Consider the following 19,033-nt stretch of genomic DNA (forward strand, 5'->3'; position numbering starts at 1 on the left):
CAAGTCCTAGGCCCTACCCCATAATCTCCTTGATCCAACCACCAACAACAGGAGGAAACACATCAACTTCACGATACTCAGCCAACCCAAAGCCAAGTCGGTCAGCATTCAAAGCAACCACATCCCCAAGCGTACCATACTCAGTCTCACACTGCACCTTAAGCATCCCCTTAGTAATCGGACCAGCATCCCCAGGCCAGCCAAAGTCAAGTAGCATCGGCACCAACTCCCAGCCACTAAACTTGCGCCGCCCCTTCCAAACCTTGTAGTCGGTCCGCGGACTAAAATATCGAATCCACTTACGTAGCGTAGGCTTAGTAATATCGTACAACTGAGCGATATCTAGCTTGGTGAAGCTATAAGTCAGCAAATAAATAAGAATAACAATGAAAAGAAACATGTCGAAAGCAGTTAAAAGTGGGCACGGCACCAAAAGCTGTACCGCGCCCACAACGAATGTACTATTTAGAAGTCTTAGGCGGATTGTTATCCCGCCCGCCACCGGACTTCTGATTAGGAATTTTGCTTGGCCAGTTTCGTGGCGTACTGACTTTCGGCTGCGATGATTTACCCATGGTTTTGTAGTTTAAGGGTGAACAATGACCGCAAGGTATAGGCACCTGGAAAACGTCTTAGAATACGTTTCCAATAATGAAGCAGACCTAGTCATCTTGACTATCTTACCCACCCAATGCCCACCAACAAACAAGCCACTATCCGCTACCACGCTTTGGATGACTGCTTCGCCAACCCCGGACGCCGCTTCGATATTAACGCTTTGATAGAAGCCTGTAACCAAGCCATCGAAGAGCATACCGGCCGGGCCGATGGCGTCAAGCGCCGCCAAGTGTATAGTGACATCACCTTCATGGAAAGCGACGCTGGCTGGTCCATTCCTCTGGAGCGTTATAAGGACGGCCGCCGCACCTTCTTCCGTTACACCGATCCTTCCTTTTCCATCCGTGGACGCGGTGTTAACCAGGCCGAGGTTGAGCAGATTGCCGCCACCCTAGCCATACTCGCGCGCTATCAGGGCCTTCCTCAGTTTGAGTGGTTGGAAGAGATTCAAGTACGCATCCAGGATGCCTTCAACACCAACGCCTCCGCCGATCCAGTAGTCTCTTTTCAGTACAACCCCCACCTCCACGGTCTTCGCTACTTCCAACCCCTCTTCAACGCCATCACTCGTAAGCAGGCATTGGCCATAACCTACCAAAGCTTCCAGGAAGCTGCCCCGACTGAATTTACCTTCCATGCCTGGCACCTCAAGCAGTTCAACAACCGCTGGTTCGCACTTGGCCAGAAACAAGGCACCCTAGGACTTACGACCCTGGCCCTGGACCGCATCCAGACATTAGATTCAGTCGAGGAGGAATATCAACCAAATACCTCCATAGACTTTGCCGACTACTTTGACGACATCATCGGCGTTTCCTTCCTTCAGGACGCTACCTTAACCACGATTCAACTAAAAGCTGCCGCAGACCTCTGGCCCTACATCAACAGCAAACCCATTCACCCCAGCCAAAAGGTGCTCGACCGCCATCCCTCCGGCGAAGTAAGCTTTCAGCTCAAACTGTTCCCTAATTACGAACTCACCGCCGTGCTCCTCTCCTTCGGGCCCCGCATTGAAGTATTGGTCCCTGAATCCTTGCGTAATCACGTGGCCAAACTTTACCAGCAAGGCTACCACCTCTACCAATAATCAATCTAACCTTCCAGACTACCTACGGCTATAAATGAGGGCGCGGCCGCGGGTGCAAGGTAAAGGGGTGGGGGCCCCGTCTAGCAGGGAACGGCTCCCCAAAAAGAAATTTGCCTCCATTTTTAAAGTGTGCACAAACGTTGCACAGATACATTTGATATTTGCAGCATGAATGAATCGGACATTAACCTGTACCTCGATCAATACGACGATGCTAGCGTAAGGGACGCTATGCAACTCTACAGAGGTACACTAAATTTTTCGGAGGTAAGTAGCACCGCCGCACTGCTACATGTACTAATGTTGCTAGCGTTAAAGCGTTATGGATACTTGTCCGATACGCAGCCCGAAACTACTCTAAGTGAAGTTATAAAGGCTGGAAAACGTAAGGGACTCCCTTACTGGGATGTGTTTGAAAGCGTAGAAACTAGAAGGAAATTACAACCGGACCATCACCTGAATCTGATCACAGAGGAAGTTTTAGCCAGCTTACACTCGCTTTATACTGAAAGTACGAGTGATCACTTTCCCGCTTTTTTCGAGGAAATGCTACGTCTGATGTCAGAGCGACAGTACGAACTAGCCAGACACTACACCGGTGAAGGAGGTACTTCCTTACTGACCTACGTAGTTGATCTACCTGAATACCCCAGAGTGTATAACCCATTCGCGGGGCTTGCCTCTATTGCTCTTGATCTTCCAAAAGGTGCTACATATCTGGGCCAAGAGACCAATGGTCTGGCATATGATATCGCGCAACTACGGTTACTCGCTCACGATAAATATTCTGAAGGCAGATGTCTACTGGAACAAGTAGATAGCACAGTTGCTACGCCCGATTATAAGCAATTTGACTTAGTAGTTGCTGCCCCCCCATTTAAAGCGAGGCTAGCCGATAATACAGAAGAGTTTAAAGAATATCGAACCCTAGAGAACTGGTTTATCGGTGAAGGAATCAAGCTGTTAGCTCCCAAGGGTAAGCTAGTCGCACTAGTTCGCTATGGTTTTCTATTCGGCAATGGTTCGGAGAAACGTCTCCGTAAAAAACTGGTCGATCAAGATCTCATCGAAACAATTGTATCAGTCCCTACTGGTATGATTAACGGTACTGCAATAAAGTCAGCTATCGTTGTAATCAATCCCACCAAAATTTTAGCTGGTAAGATTAAGATGGTATCACCTACGTCCGTCGATGGCGTAGATGGATCTCCCGTACTGATGGAGAATGACCTAGAGACTATCCAGCTTCTTACTCACTTAAACGAGGATAGTGATATTACACTACCCAACGTTCGCATAATCACCAACGAGGTCGTTCGCGAAGAAGAATACGATTTAAGCACTGAGCGCTACCAACTACGAGACGTTCGAGGTACGGCTTTAGGCGATGTACTTACCATATTTAAGGGTAAAAAAATCGGTAGTGAAGGAGGTGAACCAATCTTTACCATTAGGGATTTACTGCCCGAAGAAGATCAGAAATATAAGATCGAAGGAACGGTCGCGCGCCCTACGATTAAGAAGAATCGTTCGCGAAAGTCTCGACCAACTACCTTCGAGATTGATCGTTCAGCACTACTGATCGCCACCGTTGGTAAAAGATTGAAGCCCACCTATTATAGCCACCGTCACGGAACAGATCCATTGTCTATCGCACCTCAGGTAAAAGCATTCCGTATCGATCGTGATCAGGTCGACGCTGCATACTTAGTACACCAACTAAGGGGTAAGGAGGTTCAGCGTCAATTGAGTGCTTACCAAAGAGGGAATGCAATCTCACATCTAAGCGTGAAGGATTTTCTGCGAATTAAAATTCACCTACCATCGCTTTCCGAGCAGAAAACCATTGTGCATGCAATACAAGAGTCCGAAGATGAACTGCAACAACTTCGGCGTCAGGTTACTGATTTGGAGCGACAACTTGAAGTTGTAGAAAATACCCGCTTCGCTGAACTAAAGCATACCCTGGGTAGGCCTACTCAAAATATCCTTTCAACGGCGGAGGTGATTATCGAGTATCTTGATGGGCTTGGAAAAGAAGGTATACGACTTAACCAACAATACGCTGATTTCTACGAACAGGCGGCTACTCTAACTGATGATCTCGCTTCAATCGTCAAAGACGTTGATTTTATTAGCACTATGCTTGATCGCGGGGAAAATGGTCTTCAAGTTGAGAAATATCCACTAATGTTCTTTACACCGCTAAACGATGTAGTGAGCCTTATTAATGATCTCAAATCACGAGATTGTAAGTTCAAGCTCATTTCACAAATAGAAAACGATGCATCTTGGAGAAGGAAATACGTACTTCACATTAACTTAGATTTGCTGCGAGTTATGTTCGACAACCTCATAACCAATGCAGATAAGCATGGCTTCGACAATTTCTTGCCGAGTAACTTAATGACTGTCGATGCTGCCATTGTTGATAACAAGCTCATACTCGATATCCGCAATAACGGAAAGCCCTTTCCACCTAAATTCGGTCAAGAACAGTTCATTCAAGAATTCAAGACCACCGACTCATCTATAGGACAGGGCATAGGGGGTGCCCACATCAATAGGATCGCTAACTACCTAGGATGTAGTGACTGGACAGTTACCTCGAACCACACCGCAGCTTTCCCTGTCGCCTTTCACTTTTCATTCCCGGTAATTGAACTTTCAGAATCAGATATCTCAACACAATATGACATATAATCTACCACAGGTACTCTGGATCGACGATGAGTACGAGACACTTAAAGCTACCCGTAACCGTGCCAAGAATTTCGGCCTACGACTAGTCCCCTTCAAGTCACTAGAATCTGGCATGGCGGAGCTTGAAAGCAACTATGATCACTACGAAGCAGTCCTCCTTGACGCTAAGTTCTACGAAAAAGATAGTGATGTTGCGACCACTGAGGATACTGAATACGCCTTTGCAGCGCAACGGCGTATCGACCGACTGTCCGGTAAGAAGCAATTCGAGGTGTTTGTCTTAACGGGACAGAGTAAAGATGCTGCTACCATCGATAACAGCTTTAAGAAAGCCTTCAAAGATCGTATCTACGTAAAGGGATCTAAGGAGGATAACGATCGACTATTCACTAACTTAAAAGAGGCGGTTAACAGGCAACGATCTGTTCAGCTTCGCCAGAGTTATCCTGCAGCGTTTGCTGTCTGTAACGACGGCTATATTAGCGAAGACATTGAACCAATTGTCATGGATTTAATCCGAGACTTAGAAGATAATTGTCTTACCGTTAGACACCTCACCGAAATTCGCAAAGTCCTGGAAGCACTCAATCAAGCTATAGCTGGCTTTTATCTTCTACCCGACGATTTGGCTGCTCAAGAAACCTGCACTATAAATAGAACCGCTAGGTACTTGTCTGGACAGTGGACAAACACAGGAAAGAAAACTAGATCTTATCAAATTGATAGTACTTTTCCAACAGAAGTGGGTGTACTACTAGCCAGTCTAGTAAAAACTACCCAGGTAGGTTCTCACTACCTATACCTCGACGGGCACATCCGAGACACCAAATCCAGCTACTGGCTAAAAGCATCCGTTTACCAGCTACTAGCTATCCTGGAGTGGTTTAAACCCTATATGGATAGCGAACCGGAAAGAAAATACGAGAGTCGTAAATAGGAGCGCCAACGCGACTAACAACTCGATAATCAATTCAAAAGTTCTAAGTAGCTCACGTACTACTAGATCTGAGCATTCTGGATTAATTACTTCCTAGTAATATACGTATCACTATGTAATCGCACCCCTCCCATAGCCCCTATTAGCGCGTACAGCCTATCTTACCCATTCCACTTCCAACCACCGATTCCACACCCACACATGGCCAAAGCAAAAACCAAAAAACAAGAAGACCCCATAGAAAAGAAACTATGGGCCGCAGCCGATAAGCTGCGCAAAAACATCGACGCGGCAGAATACAAGCACGTCGTGTTGGGCCTGGTCTTTCTCCGCTACATTTCCGAAGCCTTCGAGGCCGTGCACGAACGCTTGCTCGCCGAAGTGGACCAGGGCGCTGACCCTGAAGACCAGGACGAGTACCTCGCCAAAAATGTCTTCTTCGTCCCAAAGAAAGCCCGCTGGTCTACCATCCGTAACCAGGCTAAGTCGCCGACCATCGGCACTACGCTGGATGGCGCTATGGACGCTATCGAAAAGCAGAACCCACAGCTGAAGTCGGTACTCCCTAAAGTGTACGCCCGGCAGAACCTGGACGCCACCGTACTCGGCGAGCTGGTCGACATGTTCACCAACATCAATTTGACGAGCACGCAGGAGCGGAGCGCGGACGTACTCGGCCACATCTTCGAATACTTTCTCGGTGAGTTCGCCCTGGCCGAAGGCAAACAGGGTGGGCAGTTCTACACGCCCAGGTCGGTAGTAGAACTACTGGTAGAGATGCTGGAACCAAAAAAGGGCCGCATCTATGACCCGTGCTGCGGCTCCGGCGGTATGTTCGTCCAGTCCCAGAAGTTCGTGGATGGCCACACGGAAGATATTAGCATCTACGGCCAGGAATCCAACCTGACCACCTGGCGACTAGCTAAGATGAACCTCGCCATCCGCGGCATCGATTCCTCTAATCTGAAGTGGAATTCGGAAGGCTCTTTCCTCAACGACGCCCATCCCGACTTGCGCGCCGATTACGTCATCGCCAACCCGCCTTTCAACGTCTCCGACTGGTCCGGCGAAGCACTGCAGGAAGACGCCCGTTGGAAGTTCGGCCCGCCCCCACCCGCCGGCAACGCCAATTACGCCTGGCTACAACACTTCCTCTACCACCTGGCGCCCAAAGGTCAGGTAGGCGTAGTCCTAGCCAAAGGTGCTCTCACCTCCAACTCCAGCGGCGAGGGCGAGATCCGCAAAGCCCTCATCGAGGCCGGCAAGATCGACTGCATCGTCAACCTCCCCGGCAAGATCTTCCTCAATACTCAGATCCCCGCCTCCCTCTGGTTCATGAGTAACGACCGTACCGACAGCCGCTACCGGGACCGCAGCAACGAGATCCTCTTCATCGACGCCCGAAACCTGGGCCACCTCATCAACCGCCGCACCAGGGAACTTTCTGACGAGGACATCTTCAAAATCAGCGACACCTACCACAACTGGCGCAACGTCGATGGCACCTACGAAGACATCCCCGGTTTCTGCAGCTCCGCCTCCCTGGAACGCGTCCAAGAACTAGGCTACGTCCTCACTCCTGGACGCTACGTTGGCATGGAAGAAGTAGAAGACGACTTCGACTTTGGTGAACGCTTCGAGGAATTACAGGAGGAACTAGCCAAGCAGATGAAAGAAGAGCAGCGGTTGAATGCGGCTATTACGGAGCAGTTGGGTAAAATTGAGTGGTGATGAGAGGCATCAAACTAAAAGACGTTACGTCAAAAATTGGTAGTGGTGCTACACCTCGTGGAGGAAAGAATGCATACAAGGACCAAGGACTGACGCTGATTCGAAGTCAAAATGTACTCGATTTAGACTTTAATTACGACACGGCTTACATCGATGATGAGCAGGCTGAAAAGCTAGCGAACGTTGCTGTTAATCCGGAGGATGTTTTGCTAAACATTACAGGCGATAGTGTTGCCCGTGTGTGTATGGTACCTGATTCCGTTTTGCCAGCTAGGGTAAATCAACATGTCGCGATCATTAGAGTTGACCCAATAGAATATAGTAGTTCTTACTTACTATATTACCTACAGTCCATAAAACCTTACCTGCTTTCGATATCTGAGATTGGTGGAACGCGTAGAGCTATCACAAAGGGAATGATTGAGGAACTTGATATTCCCGATATCGACCTAATTGAACAGAGAGCAATAGCCAAAACCCTCTCCCTCCTAGACGCCAAAATCAAACTCCTCCACCAGCAAAATCAGACCCTGGAGGCTTTGGGCGCGGCGGTGTTTCGGGAGTGGTTTTTGGAGGGGGAAGGTGTAGATATTCAGTTAGAGGAATTTATTCAAATAAACCCACGGGAGCGTCTTCCCAAAGGTGAAGGTGCTTGCTACCTAGAGATGAAAGGAGTATCAACCAACACATCAGTTCCCACAGGATATTATTTACGTGATTTCACTTCAGGAACTAAATTTAGAAACGGAGACACATTACTGGCTAGAATAACTCCATGCCTCGAAAATGGTAAAACAGCATTTGTGTCCTTTTTACAAGAAGGAACAATAGGATGGGGGTCCACTGAATTTCTGGTGCTCAGAACTCATGAGAATTATCATCCATTTTGGTCATATCAACTAGCTAAGTCTACGGAATTTCGTGGGTTTGCAATAAAATCGATGACTGGTTCAAGCGGTCGTCAGCGAGTACAAACTGATAGTTTGTACCAGTTCTCACTAGTTAAGCCAAATTCCAAGACCCTTCATTTAGCTAACAAGGTTGCACTTCGATTATCGACAAAAATCAGTAAGAACGCACAGCAAGTAGCAACGCTCACCAACCTACGCAACCTCCTCCTCCCAAAACTAATGTCCGGAGAAGTAACGGTACGTCCCGACTAAACCCGCTCCTTCCCTGCTAGACGGTGCTCCATCCCATTACGCTGCACCTGCGGCAGCGCCCCTTCAATATTCTCATTCTCATGAAAGACTCCCAAACACCTGGCACCTTCCATCTCGGCCAACTGATTACCCGCATTAAAAAAGGACACTTTGTTATTCCCGATTTTCAGCGGGAGTTCGCCTGGATGCCCTGGGACGTTCGCGACCTCATTCAATCCATTTTTACCGATTATTACATCGGTACGATGCTGCTGTGGGAGAGCACGCCAAGTAACCTGGAGACGCTTTCCTGCGAAGGTGTTTACGGCTTCACTGACCGACTAAATCCGGAGTACATCGTACTCGACGGTCAGCAGCGACTAACCGCTATGCACTACGCGTTTTTTGCGCCTGACATCCATTTCCCCAAGCGGGCTAAGCCCGTGTTGTACTGGATCAAACTCCGAGAATTGCTAGCCGGTAATATGGACGAAGCCTTTTACTACAATTCAGCCACGCGCTACTACCGTGGTGTACGAGATGACGTGGAACAGCAATACGACAACCACTTGTTTCCGCTAAGTACCATGGGCGGCGGTAGTTGGGCCGTCGGTGATTGGATCAAAGGGTACCGGGACTACTGGCGCGAACGCGCCGAATCCGCTACCGACAGCGACGAGGTGAATGAGGCTAAAGTCGCCGCTAATAGCGCCGAGGTGCTTAAGGAACTGTTTGAAGACCTCCTCGATAATTACCAGATCAGCTATATCGCCCTGAACCGGGAACTGGAGGTTGGCAAAGTATGTGACATCTTCACCCACATCAACAGTCGCGGAGTCAAACTCGACATTTTCGACCTACTCAACGCCATCACCCGGCCTAAGGATATTTTCCTCAAGCAGATGAACCGCGATGCCGCTACTCAATTGGCGGAATACTACCCGAACTCGCTGAAGAATACTTACATCCTGATGGTGATGTCGCTTATGGCACAGAACTACTGTTCGCCGAAGTACCTATACTACCTGGTGCCAGGGCAGGAGAAGACCATTCGCCACAAAGACGGCAGCAAGGAAAATATCACCCTGGTCAAAGATGCCGCCGGGTTCCGTGAGCGCTGGGACTACGCTCTGAAGGCGCTGGTGCAAGGATTGAAGAAACTGAAGAATCCGCGTGACTATGGCGCGATCAGTGATAAGTTATTACCATACCCATCCATAATCCCGGTCTTTTCCGCCATTCAGGATTACGCCCTCAACGCGCCGGAGGTAAAGCAGCGAGCCGGCGCCCAGGATATGGTCAAGCGCTGGTACTGGTCTTCGATCATCAGCAGCCGGTACAGCAGTTCTGTAGAAAGTACCTCGGCTCAGGACTTTATCGCCATGAAGCGCTGGTTTGCCGACGAAACCGCCGTGCCCGACAGTATCCAGGAATTCGACACGGATTTCAGCCGCTTAAACCTCATTCAGCAGGACGTCGCCGGGTCCGCCGTCTACGTGGCCATCTTCAATCTGTTCATCATCGATGGCGCGCGCGACTGGCACACTTTTGACCTGCCCGAATACGATGCGCTGGATGACCACCACATCGTACCTAAAAGCTGGGGAAAGCAAAACAACATCGACCGGTCAATCAACTCCGTCCTCAACCGCACGCTGATCACGCCGGATACTAATCGCAAGGTGTTGCGCGATCGCCTCCCCAACGAATACCTGGCGGAACTCCTTGATGCTAATGAAAACGAACGCGCCTACCAGGTACTGGAGAGTCACTTGATTTCACGGCGCGCAGTCGAAATTTTACTTCGCAAACCCTTCACGCCCGACGACTACCAAGCTTTCCTACGCGAGCGGCAAGCAACGATAAAGCGGCGTCTACGCCTGGAGCTTATCCCCGACGAGACGCAAACCCCGCTACACTTGCGTCAGTACGACCTACAGATTGAAGACATTGAGCTACGACTGCGAGAACTGCTCATAACGACGCTTTCAGTCACGGATGCGGATGTTGCCAAGCGAACCGTACCGAGCCACTTAGTTCCTAAAGTGCAGAGACGTATTGAGCGAGAAGCGAAGAAAAACCCTGCCCTTTTTGAAGAGCAAGGAGACAGTGCGGCCTACTGGTTTCAATTTCTCGATCTACAGGAACTAAAAGATATAATGCTTTCCAAACAGCACTGGTCCCTATTCGAAGGACGCTTTGGCAGCAAAACAGTCCTGGCTAATGAGTTTAGTGATCTGGGCAACCTCCGCAATGGGATTCGCCATTCCCGTAGTATTGACCCAGTCACAGAAAAGAAAGGGCAGGGTGCTATTCTATGGTTCGAGCAACAGATTGAGTGAGACGTCAAGATTATCACGTTTTAGCCGCCCAATAGACCTTGGTCTCTCTTTTATTCTAAGTCGCTAATTATATCACCTTAATTGCTACGCTCTTTTGATTTCCAACGCCCATGAGAACTCAAATCACCGAAGATGCCATTGAAGACTTCGCCATCAACCGGCTGGTCGATCTCGGCTACACCTACTATCCCGGCCCCGCCTTATTTCAGGGCGCTGACGCAGGTGCGGTGGGAGGACGGAGGAGCAAGGAAGATGTAGTCCTCCTGCCGGAACTACGAGCTGCCGTCAAAAGACTGAACCCCCAGCTCGCCGAAGACCTACGCGAACAAGCGATCCAGGATTTGGTGAATGGGATGGTACCCGAACTCATCCAGGCTAACCTGGAAACGCACAAAGCATTTACGGAGGGCAGCAAAGTAACCGTCACCGAAGCTGGCCAGGAAAGAGGAAAAGTCGTCCGTTTTCTGGACCTGGACGATCCGGCGAACAACTCCTTCCTGGTCGTCAACCAGCTGACCATCGTAGAGAACGGCAAGAACAAACGCCCCGACGTGATCTTGTTCGTCAACGGGCTACCCCTGGTCGTTATCGAACTCAAGAGAGCTACGGACAAGAAGGCAACGATACGTTCCGCCTACGACCAGGTTCAAACTTACAAGGCAGTACTTCCCACCTTATTCAAGTACAACGTACTGTGCGTAGTCAGCGACGGACTGGAAGCCCGCGCGGGCAGCCTTTCCGCTGGCTACAGCCGTTTCAGCGCCTGGAAGGGAACGGCCGGTGGCCAGGAAGCAGATCCGCTGATTCCAGAAATGGAAACGCTGATCAATAACCAGTTGCGGCCCGACGTGCTGCTGGAAATGCTGCGCTACTTCACCGTCTTTGACGACGTGGAGGTAAAAGACAAACGGACAGGTCTCGTCCAGGTCCGGAAGGTGAAAAAGATCGCCGCTTACCACCAGTATTATGCCGTCAAAGCTGCCGTCCAGTCTACCCTGCGTGCGGCTGGCCGTACTGCTACCGGCCCAACCAGTACCCACAACGCTCGGCGCAAAGGCACCCAAATCGACTCCACCGATAATCAGACCCTGGGTGACCACCGGGCGGGCGTCATCTGGCACACGCAGGGGTCCGGTAAGTCGCTTTCCATGGTCTTTTTTACCGGTAAGATTATCCAGCAGCTGGACAACCCCACCGTAGTGGTCATTACCGACCGTAACGACCTCGACGACCAGCTCTTTGATACCTTCTTCGCCTCCCGCCAACTTCTCCGCCAGGAACCGATCCAAGCCAACTCCACCGCGGAACTCAAGACATTACTCGCCCGCGAGGCCGGTGGCGTCATCTTCTCCACCATCCAGAAGTTCTCCCCCGATGAAGGCAACGTCTTTGACGAGCTAAGCAACCGGGAAAACATCGTGGTAATTACCGACGAAGCCCACCGCTCCCAGTATGGCTTGACCGCTCGGGAAAAGAAAGTCATTGATAAAGAAACGGGCGTGCAAATCGGCAGTAAGACCGTCTATGGTTACGCGAAGTACCTCCGCGACGCTCTCCCCCAGGCTACCTATTTGGGCTTCACTGGTACCCCCATCGAACGGGCCGACGCCAACACCATCCGCGTCTTCGGTAACTACATCGACATCTACGACATCCAGCAGGCCGTAGCTGATGGGGCTACCGTTCCCATGTATTACGAAAGCCGCCTGGCTAAAGTCGAACTCTCCCAGGAAGGTCGCCAGCTGATCGCGGATCTGGATGAAGAGATCGGCGAACTGAACGAGCACGAGCAGGCTAAATCTCGCTGGACCCAAATCGAAGCCATCATCGGCAACCCCGCCCGGGTGCAGCGGGTAGGTCTCGATGCCGCCCGCCACTTTACCCAGCGCCAGGAAGTCTTCTCCGGTAAGGGGATGATCGTAGCCATGTCGCGCCGCATCGCCGCTGCCCTCTACGAAGCCATCATCGCCGAGTACCCTGAATGGCACAGCGATGACCTTGACAAAGGAGCCATCAAAGTAGTGATGACCTCCGCCAGCAGTGACGGCGCCGAAGTAGCCCGCCACCACACCACGAAGTCCGACCGTAAGTTTCTCGCCGCCCGGATGCGCGATCCGAACGATCCGCTGAAGCTCGTTATCGTCCGCGACATGTGGCTAACCGGCTTCGACGCTCCCAGCCTGCATACCTTATATATCGACAAGCCCATGAAGGGCCACAACTTGATGCAGGCCATCGCCCGCGTCAACCGGGTGTGGAAGGATAAACCCGCCGGCCTCATCGTCGACTACCTCGGTATTGCCTCCGACCTGAAGGAAGCCCTGAGTTTTTACACCCAGTCCGGTGGCCAGGGCGACCCAGCCGCTGAGCAGGAGGAAGCCGTACAGATTTTCCTGGAAAAGCTCGACGTCATCCAGGGCATGTTTTACCGCCTCGACTACCGCCCCTACTTCACCGCCGATACGCAGACTAAACTGCGCATGATTCTTCAGGGCGAAGACTACGTCCTCGGCCTTCCCCGCGGAAAAGACCGTTTTCTACATGAGATGCGCTTATTGAATAAGTCCTTCGCCATTTCCGTCCCCCATCCGGAAGCCCTCGACCAGCGCGACGAAGTTTCTTACTTCCAGGCCATCCAAACCCGTTTGGCCAAGTTCGACGTAACCGGTAGCGGCCGCAGCGACGTAGAGATGGAAACCACCATTCGCCAAGTAGTAGACCAGGCCCTTACCAGCGGCGAAGTCATCGATATCTACGATGCCGCCGGCCTCCAGAAGCGCGATATCTCCATCCTAGCCGAAGACTTCCTATTAGAGGTAAAGAACTTAGAGCACAAGAACGTAGCCCTCGAGCTACTCAAGAAGATGCTCAACGATGAGATCAAGACCCGCGCCCAACGCAACATCGTCCAGGGCCGCTCGCTGATGGAGCTGTTGGAGGCAGCCCTCGTTCGCTACCACAACAAATCGATCACTGCCGTAGAGGCCATCGAAGAAATGATCGATTTGGCGCGATACGTCCGTAATCAGGATAAGACCTACCAGGAACTGGGGTTGACTGAATACGAATACGCTTTCTACACTGCCCTGGCAGATAACGAATCCGCGCGCGAAGTGATGCAGCAAGAACGCCTCCGTGAGTTGGCGGTGGAACTGTTCAACCGGGTGAAGAAAAACACTACGCTGGATTGGCAGATCAAGGAGGACGTTCGGGCAAAATTACGGGTGGTGGTCAAGCGGACGTTGCGGCAGTTTGGGTATCCGCCTGATATGCAGAAATTGGCTACGGATTTGGTGCTTAGGCAGGTTGAGGGGTTGGTGTTGGAGATGGGTTGAGGTGTGGTATCTTTATCTAATTCGTTGCAACTAAATTAACGAAATGTCAACAAGACTACGGATATCGCAAAAGCAAAGCCCCACAGTTCTAAGACTGCGAGGCTTTTCATGATTACCTGAAATGTGTACAACAACTTTTAAAGTTGCTACGAAATAATTCTTACAGATCAAGATCAAACCGAAGAAGCTCAATAGCCTCTTTGTGTTCATCGAGGAAATCTACCCAGGTTTGTTCTTTCGAAAAATAATCAGTACGTAGGTTAGTGAGAAAATCTGAGACTTCTTCAAACTGTTGTACTAACTTACTGATAATTTGATTGAGTTGGTCAGAGAGGTTTTTAGTCGCTGCGAGAACAGCGAACGTAATGTCGGAGAAGACTAATTCTAAAATAGCGTTGTTTGAGGGGGAAACGTTGCTACCGTTAGCCCCGTAGATATGGTTCACCATGATTTGTAACATTTTGGAGGTCACATTGAGAATACTAAACGTCCCGTGCTTCATCATTTAAGAAGGCCTGGCTTGTTGTTGATCTGGATACGATTATAATGAAGTAAGGGCTGAGGATAGTGACGGAAACAGTTGTCAGCCTCTATAGACCATCTTTAAGAAAGTCCACGTTTCAGAATTTTGAGGAACTTTCTTCAAAGAAAACTGAACTTTCTTAGAGCTCAACTGGAAACGCAACCCGTGGAATCTTAGATCTGTAAAGACTTGCTTTGATCACTCCCGCACGTAAAAGTTGTCCAATAAGTATATAAGGTGCGATGCCAAATCTGCTAGCTGCTGTCTCAAGTTGTCTTAAACTTTTAAATTCTCGTGTCCGATTGATATACCGCTCTATAGGAAAGCCTCGCATTAGTAAGTCTCTAGCGAACGCGTTTGCTTCGTCCTCTTCATGTTGATCATGTTCATGTAAATCGCCATCAATCTCTTCTAAAAAAACTTTGGTCTTACCATGTAGTAAAACGTGCCCTGCTTCGTGGAAAAATGCAAACCAACAGGTATCAGCCCTTTTATCTCTATCTGAAATTTGAATTAGGGGGTGCTGTCTATTGGCAATCCATCGCGTTGCACCGTAAACTGAAGACTTAGCAACGTACGGCGTCGTCGCTAATGCCACACCGCATTCGGCACACATCTCTTTTAAACGCGAAAAGTTAAGCGGCTCGTCAATAGATAATTCTCGTGCATCTGCTAGAATTGACTTGAAATGCTTACGATCATACGGAGGCAGATTGGGGACGAGTTTGTCAACTTGTCGCTCGCCAAAACATAACCAAGTCGTCGTCGATTGTGGGTTACTTACTGACGCTAGACTGCGTTTGAAAGCTACGGAGTATTTTTTGTCTATGTAAATACGGCTCCAGTCTTCTAGTGAAGCTACCCGGAAAAACCGTAACAGTTGGCGCAACTGTTCTACACCTCTACGACGAGCGGTAATCAATCTTGCATCTTTCAAAAATTTGATCGACTCTTTAAAGCCCTCCAATAATGGGACTTCTGCTTCAAGCTTCTGTTCCTGTTCTAATCGCAGTTGCTGCTGCTGGTAATCGCTCTCCAGGTTTAGCCAAACTAGCGCGGGGATATTCAGAACCATCTCCAGTTTTCCAGCCATTTCTCGGGTGAGAGATATGTCACCTTTAATCAACTGGCTAAGTTTACTCGGCTGATAACCAATCCGTTCAGCTAACTCCCCTTGAGGCATACCTAGTACGTCCAAAGTTTCCCGTATGGTATCTCCCGGTGTAATAAGTTGTGTCTTGTCAATTTTCATAAGTCTCGCTTCATAAGTTCCCGATTGCTTCTATAAAAACTTCTGCCGCACGATCATAATTGTACGGTACGTCAGGCCCTCCGCTTTCTGGCGGAAGTACGACACGTATCCGAATCGAGGTCCGGTCGGTCACAGGGATGGTGATTACTGCTGACCGATTTGTTAAACCCGCTTTACGGATTGCGGGTAGAGATTTGAACGTTCCCAGGTCCGGACAAGCCTTTAGCTCTCCGTACCGCTGTCTAACCCTACGAGCACAGGACTTGAAGGTCTTTCTGGCTTTTTCAACATTTTCTGTCGATTCTGCTAGCGATGGGGTATCAAATCTAACTTCCAAGTCTTAATTTTGTGTCCTTACTATGGCAACTATATTTTTACCTTAAAGTTTGCAGATTGCCGTGTAAAGATAACTTTTTTGAAGAAAACAAGCTGAAAATTCTGAAACTACCCATCATTCGAAGATGATAAGTGTGACCTCTCATCAAGCACATCACTACTCTATATCACTCGTGTTGTATTCGAGCCCTACAGAGAGCTAATCTCTATTCAAACTTTTTCCATGACTATCCTGAATTCCACAACTATTAAACTGGAGCATGCCCTCCACCAAAAAAGTTACTACCATGAATTTGAGCCCTCCTCAAAACATTGCAAATGCTATTCGAAGTCTTGAAACGTATCTGCGAAATCCTAAGAACCTAAATAGCTTGTATAGCCAAGCTTCACGGCAAGTCAAGACCAAAGCTTGCCAGAAACGGAAAATTTCCCAGACCTCTGCTACAAGGGCGGTTGTTCACGATAGCTACGAAGCATTACGCAGGAAGCTGTTGAATGGCAAAGTCGAAGACCTTTCGGAAGAAAACATTACGAGCTTACTTCGTAGCATAATTGCTCTCAGAGCAAAACAGTATGGTAAGCCCGGTTCTAATCACCGTAAGGTATCACAAGCAAGTGATGAATTCAACGTCGATTTTCATGATCCGCCGCAGGTGTCTACTGAAAACCACTTAGAAGAAGATTGCTCCGAAGCCTTTCTGTATCTTAAGAAGTATCTCAAGCTAAATAAGGTAGATGAATTTCTTCTGAGAGAAATGCTGGCCGGAGTAAAATACAACAAGTCTCAACTCGCGAAAACGCTTGATATCACTCCTCAACAGGTCCAAGGAAAGAGAGATTACCTAAGGCGTAGAATCAATGACCTTAATAAGGTCGAACCTTTACGAAAAAGGCTGGCTAAACAGCATATCTAGCTAGAACTATCAACATTTAAGCTCAGAACTGTACATCTAACACGCTAGGCCCTACTTAACAACAAGCAACCATGCGGAGCTATCGAATAGTATCTCTTCCCAGAGTGTCTAACACACTCATGCCCCTCATTCAGAACCTTTACATTCAATCAACTTGACCAAATGAAAAATACATACAACATACTCTCCATAGATGGAGGTGGAATTAGAGGCCTATACGCCGCAGCCGTTATCCATCAGATCGAGCGCAACCTCGGTCCAATTCATACCGGCTTTGACATGGTTTGCGGCACCTCCACTGGCGGCCTGATCGCCCTTGGCCTTATTACAGGAATGTCTGCGAAAGACTTGCGAAAATTCTACTTTGACCGTGGCGCTAAAATCTTTCCCCGGAAAACGCAATTTGCTCGTCTACTAGGACACATCAAGCAACTGTTAGGCAATGGCTATTCTAGTGAAACTTTGAAAAAGGAGATTGAAGAAGTCTTTGGGACCGAGGCGGTAATGGCTGACGCATTAATTGAAGGCTTAATACCATCATATAATATCTCTAAAGGCCAGCCTATCGTCTTCAAATCCCCACACGAAGCTGCTGACTATTGCCGGGATGGATCAATTCCCATCGTGGATATAGCCATGGCTACTGCCTCCGCTCCAACCTACTTCCGGAACCACACAATTGACCACGATAACCTACCTAACACAAACTGTACCGATGGAGGCGTGTGGTGTAATAATCCTGCACTAGCGGGACTTCTCGAAGCACGCACTCATTTCGTCGGAGAGGGAAAGGCCTACGATCATGTAAACATCATTTCCGTATCCACAGCTCCTAAACCTTCCGGCCGTCAATTCAAGGGTGGAGGCCTTTTAAACTGGAAAGGTGACATAGTAGGTGCAGCCATCACTGGCCAATCTCACTTCACGCATAGGTTCCTGACTAATCTTCACGAAACCCCATCGTCTGATGTCACCTACCATCGAATTAATCCGGAAAATCTCTCCATAGAGCAGCAAAAGTTGCTAGAAATGGACCTAGCTTCTACCCCTGCCCTTGAGCAACTCGAAAGACTTGGGACCCACGATGGCCAGCACTTCGTCGCGCAGCATCGTGGTATCCTGACCTCTATCTATCAATCATCTATCACCACCTAAATCATCCTAACCATGGCAAACTGCCACAAACTGTTTCTCACTTTTAACAGTGACCTTAAAATCACTACCACGAAGAAAAGGAACCTCATCAAGTCCAAAGATTCACTACGTGATCGCATCCGTAAATGGTTCAGAGAAAATCGACCAGATTACGTACCCCTTTTTTGGATACAGGGCTCCTACAAAATGAAGGTGGTAATTCGCACTAAAGACGACACGTGTGACCTCGATGACGGTATTTACTTCGCCCGTAAAATCGACGTCAGCCCATCTACTATGCAGGGGTGGATATACCAAGCCGTAAGCGGCCATACTGGCAACGCATCCCAGCGTCAGAAATGCGTACGAGTAGACTTCGCCGGTAACTACCATATCGACTACCCAATCTATCAAAACGAAGACCAGGACACAGCACCTTGGCTGTGTATTAAGGATGGGGCATGGGATGATGAGCAAAGTGATCCTAAAGCCTATGTAGATTGGTTCAATGAGCGCAAAACGGACCAACTTGCCCGGATCATTCGTTATCTAAAATCTTGGGGAGACAACGTACGTCACAATATGCTAAGTGGCTTAGCTATGACACTCCTCGCAGAGGATAACTACTATCAAGATGAACGTGATGACGAAGCCTTACTACAGACGCTCCGTAATGTTCAAGCATCTCTAGAAGATGAATGGACTGCCGTCATGCCAACGGTTCCTAATGACGATGTCATTAAAAAGCATGACAAAGACTTCCAGAAACGATTCTTCGACAAACTAGATGCCCTCATTACGGATGGAGAGTCTGCACTGGAACAAGAATCAGAACTCAAAGCCAGTAAATTATGGCGTAAGCACCTTGGCGCTCGCTTTCCTCTCGGTAAGGCCCCAAGCGGCAGCCGCTCTGACAGTCTACGTGAAGTTGCTGACCGTGGAATGTTCTCTCCTTACTTCTCCATAGACCTACAGTAGC

At 49.0% G+C, this 19,033-nt stretch carries 13 protein-coding genes; 10 read left to right on the forward strand and 3 right to left on the reverse strand.

Annotated features, from left to right (window positions below; genetic code table 11):
• Positions 1-13: 13 nt before the first annotated feature.
• A complete protein-coding gene (locus A3850_RS07320; RefSeq protein ID WP_068215212.1) occupies positions 14-400 on the reverse strand; it encodes a hypothetical protein in 387 nt (128 codons plus the stop codon).
• Between the two features lie 291 nt (positions 401-691).
• Between A3850_RS07320 and A3850_RS07325 the strand changes: the two genes are divergently transcribed.
• The 7 genes from A3850_RS07325 to A3850_RS07355 all read left to right on the forward strand — a co-directional run bounded on the left by A3850_RS07325 (position 692) and on the right by A3850_RS07355 (position 13,895).
• Positions 692-1,705, forward strand: coding sequence for a YafY family protein (locus tag A3850_RS07325; RefSeq protein ID WP_068215213.1), 1,014 nt, complete (start codon positions 692-694; stop codon positions 1,703-1,705).
• Between the two features lie 168 nt (positions 1,706-1,873).
• Positions 1,874-4,408: an N-6 DNA methylase gene (locus tag A3850_RS07330; protein WP_068215214.1), complete on the forward strand. Its 2,535-nt coding sequence runs from the start codon at positions 1,874-1,876 to the stop codon at positions 4,406-4,408.
• Positions 4,398-5,345: a hypothetical protein gene (locus A3850_RS07335; protein ID WP_068215215.1), complete on the forward strand. Its 948-nt coding sequence runs from the start codon at positions 4,398-4,400 to the stop codon at positions 5,343-5,345. Before A3850_RS07330 ends, A3850_RS07335 begins: the two co-directional genes overlap by 11 nt.
• Positions 5,346-5,546: 201 nt before the next feature.
• On the forward strand, positions 5,547-7,076 hold the full coding sequence (locus A3850_RS07340) for a class I SAM-dependent DNA methyltransferase (RefSeq protein WP_068215216.1): 1,530 nt from the start codon (positions 5,547-5,549) through the stop codon (positions 7,074-7,076).
• On the forward strand, positions 7,076-8,239 hold the full coding sequence (locus A3850_RS07345) for a restriction endonuclease subunit S (RefSeq protein WP_068215217.1): 1,164 nt from the start codon (positions 7,076-7,078) through the stop codon (positions 8,237-8,239). The genes A3850_RS07340 and A3850_RS07345 overlap by 1 nt, the downstream gene beginning before the upstream one ends.
• A gap of 80 nt (positions 8,240-8,319) precedes the next feature.
• Complete coding sequence (locus tag A3850_RS07350) at positions 8,320-10,560, forward strand: DUF262 domain-containing protein (protein WP_068219531.1); 2,241 nt, start codon at positions 8,320-8,322, stop codon at positions 10,558-10,560.
• A gap of 110 nt (positions 10,561-10,670) precedes the next feature.
• Positions 10,671-13,895, forward strand: a complete 3,225-nt coding sequence (locus A3850_RS07355; RefSeq protein ID WP_068215218.1) for a type I restriction endonuclease subunit R — start codon at positions 10,671-10,673, stop codon at positions 13,893-13,895.
• A gap of 160 nt (positions 13,896-14,055) precedes the next feature.
• Here A3850_RS07355 and A3850_RS07360 read toward each other — a convergent pair whose 3' ends face one another.
• Positions 14,056-14,355, reverse strand: coding sequence for a hypothetical protein (locus A3850_RS07360; protein ID WP_157500973.1), 300 nt, complete (start codon positions 14,353-14,355; stop codon positions 14,056-14,058).
• A gap of 202 nt (positions 14,356-14,557) precedes the next feature.
• Complete coding sequence (locus A3850_RS07365) at positions 14,558-15,670, reverse strand: ImmA/IrrE family metallo-endopeptidase (protein ID WP_068215220.1); 1,113 nt, start codon at positions 15,668-15,670, stop codon at positions 14,558-14,560.
• A gap of 596 nt (positions 15,671-16,266) precedes the next feature.
• Between A3850_RS07365 and A3850_RS07370 the strand changes: the two genes are divergently transcribed.
• The 3 genes from A3850_RS07370 to A3850_RS07380 all read left to right on the forward strand — a co-directional run bounded on the left by A3850_RS07370 (position 16,267) and on the right by A3850_RS07380 (position 19,032).
• Positions 16,267-16,920: a hypothetical protein gene (locus A3850_RS07370; RefSeq protein WP_068215221.1), complete on the forward strand. Its 654-nt coding sequence runs from the start codon at positions 16,267-16,269 to the stop codon at positions 16,918-16,920.
• Positions 16,921-17,082: 162 nt separating this feature from the next.
• Positions 17,083-18,075, forward strand: coding sequence for a CBASS cGAMP-activated phospholipase (locus A3850_RS07375; RefSeq protein WP_068215222.1), 993 nt, complete (start codon positions 17,083-17,085; stop codon positions 18,073-18,075).
• Between the two features lie 12 nt (positions 18,076-18,087).
• A complete protein-coding gene (locus A3850_RS07380; protein ID WP_068215223.1) occupies positions 18,088-19,032 on the forward strand; it encodes a cyclic GMP-AMP synthase DncV-like nucleotidyltransferase in 945 nt (314 codons plus the stop codon).
• The last annotated feature ends 1 nt before the right edge of the window (position 19,033 follow it).

It is taken from the genome of Lewinella sp. 4G2 (genome assembly GCF_001625015.1).
Lineage (GTDB): Bacteria > Bacteroidota > Bacteroidia > Chitinophagales > Saprospiraceae > Neolewinella.